This window comes from Armatimonas sp. (assembly GCF_964826245.1).
On the sequence record NZ_CBAYMC010000266.1, the window covers coordinates 1 to 5,487 of the forward strand.

Annotated in this window: 7 protein-coding genes; 5 read left to right on the forward strand and 2 right to left on the reverse strand. The window is 58.7% G+C overall.

Annotated elements, in window-relative coordinates; translation table 11 throughout:
- The 3 genes from AC1XOS_RS19175 to AC1XOS_RS19185 all read left to right on the forward strand — a co-directional run.
- The coding region (locus AC1XOS_RS19175; protein ID WP_481963825.1) for an aminotransferase class I/II-fold pyridoxal phosphate-dependent enzyme at window positions 1-223 on the forward strand (223 nt) is incomplete at its 5' end.
- A complete protein-coding gene (aroF, locus tag AC1XOS_RS19180) occupies window positions 211-1,047 on the forward strand; it encodes a 3-deoxy-7-phosphoheptulonate synthase (protein WP_481963826.1) in 837 nt (278 codons plus the stop codon). The genes AC1XOS_RS19175 and aroF, both read left to right, overlap by 13 nt.
- Window positions 1,044-1,388: a hypothetical protein gene (locus AC1XOS_RS19185; RefSeq protein WP_481963827.1), complete on the forward strand. Its 345-nt coding sequence runs from the start codon at window positions 1,044-1,046 to the stop codon at window positions 1,386-1,388. The genes aroF and AC1XOS_RS19185 overlap by 4 nt, the downstream gene beginning before the upstream one ends.
- Here AC1XOS_RS19185 and AC1XOS_RS19190 read toward each other — a convergent pair.
- Window positions 1,348-1,764 carry a MerR family transcriptional regulator gene (locus tag AC1XOS_RS19190; RefSeq protein ID WP_481963828.1) on the reverse strand — a complete coding sequence of 139 codons (417 nt, stop codon included), beginning with the start codon at window positions 1,762-1,764 and terminating at the stop codon, window positions 1,348-1,350. The two genes, AC1XOS_RS19185 and AC1XOS_RS19190, sit on opposite strands and share 41 nt — an antisense overlap.
- Window positions 1,765-1,876: 112 nt before the next feature.
- Here AC1XOS_RS19190 and lhgO point away from each other — a divergent pair, with 112 nt between their 5' ends.
- On the forward strand, window positions 1,877-3,061 hold the full coding sequence (gene lhgO / locus AC1XOS_RS19195; protein WP_481963829.1) for an L-2-hydroxyglutarate oxidase: 1,185 nt from the start codon (window positions 1,877-1,879) through the stop codon (window positions 3,059-3,061).
- A gap of 2 nt (window positions 3,062-3,063) precedes the next feature.
- Here the strand turns inward: lhgO and AC1XOS_RS19200 are convergent, their stop codons facing one another.
- Entirely contained in the window at window positions 3,064-3,621 is a 558-nt protein-coding gene (locus AC1XOS_RS19200) for a hypothetical protein (RefSeq protein ID WP_481963830.1), read from the reverse strand.
- Window positions 3,622-3,725: 104 nt separating this feature from the next.
- Between AC1XOS_RS19200 and AC1XOS_RS19205 the strand changes: the two genes are divergently transcribed.
- Window positions 3,726-5,487 (forward strand): DUF1549 domain-containing protein (locus tag AC1XOS_RS19205; RefSeq protein WP_481963831.1); only part of this gene is annotated, 1,762 nt, incomplete at its 3' end.

A 5,487-nucleotide genomic window follows, 5' to 3' on the forward strand; every position in this document is an offset into this window, starting at 1 on the left:
CGCGGGGTTTGAGAAACTGGGCCTGAGCTGGGTGCCCACACGCGCCAACTTTATCGTGGTGAATACCGGCAAGCCCGCCAAAGCGATGTTCGATGCGCTCCTGAAGCGGGGAATTATCGTCCGGGCCTTTCCCAAAGACCTGCCGACCCACCTGCGCGTCACCATTGGCACCCCCGAGCAAAACGCGCGATTTTTGGAGGCACTTGAAGCGTGCCTGACCTAGAGCGCCCCTACCGGCTGGCCGCGCGGGATGGTCAGGCCGAGCCAACCGTGGTCACGATTGGGCAGCTACGTATTGGGGAAGGTTGCCCCGTTGTGGTGATGGCGGGACCGTGTACCGTCGAGAGTCGAGACCAGACCCTCACCACGGCTCAGTGGATCAAAGCCCAAGGCGCGACCGTACTTCGTGGGGGAGCCTACAAACCCAGCACGTCACCGTATGGCTTTCAGGGCTTGGGAGCCGAAGGCTTGGAGATTCTCGCGGAGGCAAGAGCCGTGACAGGTCTGCCGATTATTACCGAAGTGATGGATCCGCGCAGTGTCGAGCTGGTCTGCCGCTACGCCGATATCTTGCAGATTGGGACACGTAGCATGCAAAACTACGATCTCCTGCGCGAGGTAGGAAAAACAAAGACGCCGGTCTGCCTCAAGCGCGGAATGTCTGCAACGCTCACCGAGTGGCTCCAAGCGGCGGAGTATATTCTTCTGGGCGGCAACCCCAACGTGATCTTATGCGAGCGCGGCATTCGGACGTTTGAAACCTACACGCGCAACACGCTCGACCTGGCCGCCGTCCCGGCGCTGAGAGAGCTTACCCATCTCCCAATTATCGTGGATCCCTCGCAGGGCACAGGCCGCGCCTCACTGGTGGCCGCGCTTAGCAAAGGCGCAGTCGCCGTTGGTGCCGATGGGCTCTTGATCGAAGTGCATCCCGACCCCAAGAACGCGCTCAAAGATGCGCTCCAGCAAGTAACACCTGAGGAGTTCGCCGCGCTAATGCACGGCCTTCGCCCCATCGCCGATGCCATCAATCGAGGAGTCGCATGAAACGCTTTATCGGACTTCTGGTCGCTCTTGTGATTTGCGCCGTGATCACGCTCCTGAGCCTGACCATGGCGACCTCCGCTGCTACTATTGGAGTGGAGGGTAGCTACGACATGGCGCCTGCCCAGACCCAGCAGTTTCTCGGAGCCGCCGCGCAAAAGCTAGGCGGGAAGCCGAGCGAGCCAGGCAGCTACACGATCCCCGTGCTTCCTTGGTCAACCGTCACCGTAAAGGCCACGGTGACGCCGCAAGCCGAGGGTAGCCGGGTGACATTCTACGGCCACGCCACCAAGCTCAAAGAGCTTAAACAGCTCCTCGACCAGCAGCTCCCTCCGCTAAAATAGTACTCTCAAACGCCTCTGGCTTTCGCGCCTGACTGGTCTGTCGGCGTAGCTCCCCTACTTCTGCTCTGAGTGTGGCAAGCTCGCTGGCCTGCGTTCGTAGGAGCGCTAACACTTCCTCAAGCTGACTCTCCGTCGTCCGACGGAGAGTTTTTTCTTTGGCCGTCCCACGCCTTGCCAGCTCTTGGCGAATCTGCTCGCTGGGCATCCCAGACTTCTTCCACGCAACCAACTTAATGAGTTGCTCCTGAGTGCTTTCTGGGTAGCGGCGCCGTTTCCCCTGGCCCTCGGCGGGCAAAAACGCCTCAAACTCGTCCCGCCACACTCGAAGCGTGCTCTCAGGAAGCTCGCATTGTCTTGCGATTTCGCGCATTGTCATGATGTGATTATACAGTTATTTTGCGATAATGCGCAACAATACCATAAACCCATTTTGTGTCCTTAAATTAATATTTACGGACACAAGACAACTACGCTAAAATAGGTAACGAATGGTTTACGACTTTGCAATTGTGGGCGGTGGGATTGTCGGACTGGCGACCCTGCACGAGCTCACCCAAAAACTCCCCCAAGCACAGCTGCTGCTGATCGAAAAAGAGGAGCGCTGGGCCGCGCACCAGACAGGGCACAACAGCGGGGTGATTCACTCCGGAATCTACTACAAGCCAGGGAGCGCCAAAGCCCGCCTCGCCGTTGCGGGGGCACGGAGCATGACCACGTTCTGCCAGACGCATGGCATTGCCCATGACATCTGCGGGAAAGTGATTGTCGCCACCGATCCCAGCGAGCTTTCCCGATTGGACTCCCTGGCAGAACGAGCAAAGGTCAATGGGATTGTCGCGCATCGCCTCATGCCCGAGCAGCTTCAGGAGCACGAGCCCCATGTCCGAGGAGTCGCTGGGATTTTTGTTCCTAGCACGGGCATCATTGACTACATAGAAGTAGCACAGAAACTCGCTCAGCTCAGCAATGAGCACGGGGCACAGTTATGCCTGAATACAAAGCTCCTGGGAGTAATCCACAAGCCCGATAGTGTGACCCTGCAAACCACGCAAGGAGACTTTACGACGCGCTTTCTCATCAACTGCGGTGGGCTCTACAGCGACCGGATCGCAGCTCTCTCCGGAGCCACTTCCCACGCCAAGATCGTTCCCTTTCGCGGCGAGTACTTTGAGCTGATCCCCGAGAAACGCTCGCTCGTCAAGGGCCTCATCTACCCGGTGCCCAACCCAAGCTTTCCGTTTCTGGGTGTACACTTCACCCGCATGACCGATGGCAGTGTCCATGCAGGGCCCAATGCCGTCTTGGCACTAGCACGCGAAGGCTACCGAAAGTCTGATCTGAACCTCGGAGAGCTGCGCGAAATGCTTACCTACCCCGCTCTCTGGAAGCTTGCAGTAAAGCACGGAGGGGAAGGGGCGAAAGAAATTCTGCGCTCACTGAGCAAGACACTCTTTGTCCGCTCGATGCAAGCCCTAATACCAGAGATTCAGGCAGAGGATGTCACTCCCGCGGGCGCGGGAGTTCGTGCGCAGGCACTAAAAAACACCGGTGAGCTGGTAGACGACTTCTTATTGGTGCGGGGGGAGAGGCAGCTTCATGTCTGCAACGCCCCCTCTCCCGCCGCCACCGCGTCCTTGGAAATCGCCAAAGAGATTGTTCAGAATCTTGGCTAGGACTACTTACCGCCGAGGAGTCCCTTGGCGGCATCGCCTGCGCCTTTGAGCGCATCACCCGCACCTTTGACGGCGCTTCCGGCTCTCTCCATGCCCCCCTTGACGGCCTCCGCACCGGCTTTTGCCTTCTCGGCTCCCGCCTTGGCAGCATCTGCGGCTCCCTTGGCCTTCTCCCCTAGCTCACCGGGGAGCTTGGATGCTGCCTCGCCTGCTTTATCGGCAAGCGCGCTGGCTTTTTCGGCCCCGGCTTTAGCTTTCTCCGCACCCTCTTTTACCGTCTCCGTAATGCCCTTGTCTCCCTCCATCTTGGGAGCCTCAGGTTTGGGTGTTGCGGCCTTTTTATCGGAGGGCTCAGCCGTAGGCTTGGGGGCGTCTGCAGCAGGCTGTTCGGGTTTGCTTGCGGGAACCTCGGCTTTAGGTGTGGTTTCCTGTGGCTTTGCGGCATCCGCAGAAACCGGAGCGGGAGCGGACTCTTCCGCCGGTTTGTTGTCGCAGCCCACGGCCAGTGCGCCGAGAACCATCATGCCCGCAAGCAGGGCGAGCCATCGTCGTGTTTCCAATTTTCTCTCCTTGAGTCGAAATCAGACTATTTTACCGGTCGTGCATTGACGATCGTGCCGGAATAGGGGATAATTTTTTTAGGATTTTTCAAGGGAGACTTTTCATGACCCAAAATCGGACTCGCGGTGGGATCTTACTGGCACTGACCGTGCTGGCGACAGGACTTGCCGTTATCGGCCCGCGGGCACGCGCAAACACCAAAGCGGCTACTCCGCAGTTTCTGCGCGATGTCGCGCCTATCTTAGATAAAAAGGGCTGCTCGGTTGCGGCCTGCCACGGAAAGTTTGGGGGACGCGGGGGGCTCCAGCTCTCCCTCCTCACGCTCACGCCTTCCGATGACTTTGAGCCAATCGTGCGCGGCGGTCGTGGTCGGCGCGTGAACCTGTTGGAGCCAGAGAAAAGCCTGCTTCTGATGAAGGCTACCAACAAGACTGCTCACACAGGCGGTGAGCGCTTCTCCGAAAAATCTCCCGAGTACAAGACCATCCGGGACTGGATCGCCGCCGGAGCGCCGTTTGATGAGGCCGTAGATGCGACTCTGAGCAAGCTGACGGTGACGCCCGCGCAGATCACGCTTAGCAAAGTCGGGCAGCGGGTGCCGCTCAAAGTCGTGGCGAGCTTCTCCGATGGCACCAGCCGCGATGTGACTGCACAAGCCAACTACGAGACAAGTGATCCCGCCGTGGTAACCGTGGACGAAAAAGGCACCATGACTGGCAAGCGCTGGGGCGGAGCCGCCGTTGTCGTGCGCTATCTCGGAACCGTCCACGCCGCCTCTCTGACGTTGCCACGCGAAGACAAAGCTCCCTACCCAAAGCTCACGCCGGGCAATCTGATAGATGAGCTGGTCTATGCAAACTTAAAGCGCCTCAATGTCCAACCGTCGCGCCTCACCAACGACTCCGAGTTCCTACGCCGTGTCTCGCTCGATGTCCGTGGAATCCTTCCCTCCGCCGACGAGTTCACCGCCTTTATCGCCGACAAGGCTCCCGATAAGCGCACCAAGATCATTGATGCGTATTTAGACTCCCCCGAGTTTGTGGACATGCGCGTTCTGCGGCTTGGCGATATGCTGCGCGTGCACCCGCGAAATCTCGGCAACAATATCAGCGGAGAGCGAAGCGCGGCACTCTTCACCGAGTGGCTCAAGGACTCTGTCGCGCAAAACACCCCCTACGACCAGTTTGTCAAGCAGCTTCTGATGGCGCGTGGCTCCAGCTATACCAACGGCCCGACCAACTTCTATAAGATTGACCGCAACCCCGATGAGCGTATGGAGACCACAGCCCAGGCATTTCTCGGCCAGCGGATGGCCTGTGCACGCTGCCATAAACATCCCTTTGATAAGTGGACCACCGACGACTACTGGAACTTCGCCGCGTTTATGGGGCGTGTCGGGACACGCAACGGCAACCTCGATGGTGAGTCGGAGATCTACTACAATCCCAACGGTCGTGTCAATAACCAGAGCGTCACCGGCAAGAACCGGGGAAAAGATGCCCCTCCAACCCTCCTAGGAACGGGCGCCGCTTTAGACACCAGCAGTATGCGCTCCAGCCGTAGCAACACGAATAATGGCCCGGACCTAGTAGGCGTTCTGGCAGACTGGGTCACGAGCAATGACAATCCCTACTTTGCCAAAGCAACCGTGAATCGTGTCTGGAGCCACTATCTGGGCCGTGGTGTCGTGCACCCTGTAGACGACATGCGGGCCACGACTCCTTCCTCCGTTCCTGGCCTGCTGGAGGCCCTCGCCAAAGACTTCACCGACCATAAGTACGACCTGAAGCACACGATCCGTACGATCCTGAGCTCCAAGACCTACCAAACCTCCAGCGAGGTGAATGCCACCAACGCGCTCGACA

Bases quoted from the DNA above. Each gene is read 5' to 3' on its own strand.
- AC1XOS_RS19185 (WP_481963827.1), top strand. From the start codon at position 1,044: ATGAAACGCTTTATCGGACTTCTGGTCGCTCTTGTGATTTGCGCCGTG.
- AC1XOS_RS19190 (WP_481963828.1), bottom strand. From the start codon at position 1,764: ATGACAATGCGCGAAATCGCAAGACAATGCGAGCTTCCTGAGAGCACG.
- lhgO (WP_481963829.1), top strand. From the start codon at position 1,877: ATGGTTTACGACTTTGCAATTGTGGGCGGTGGGATTGTCGGACTGGCG.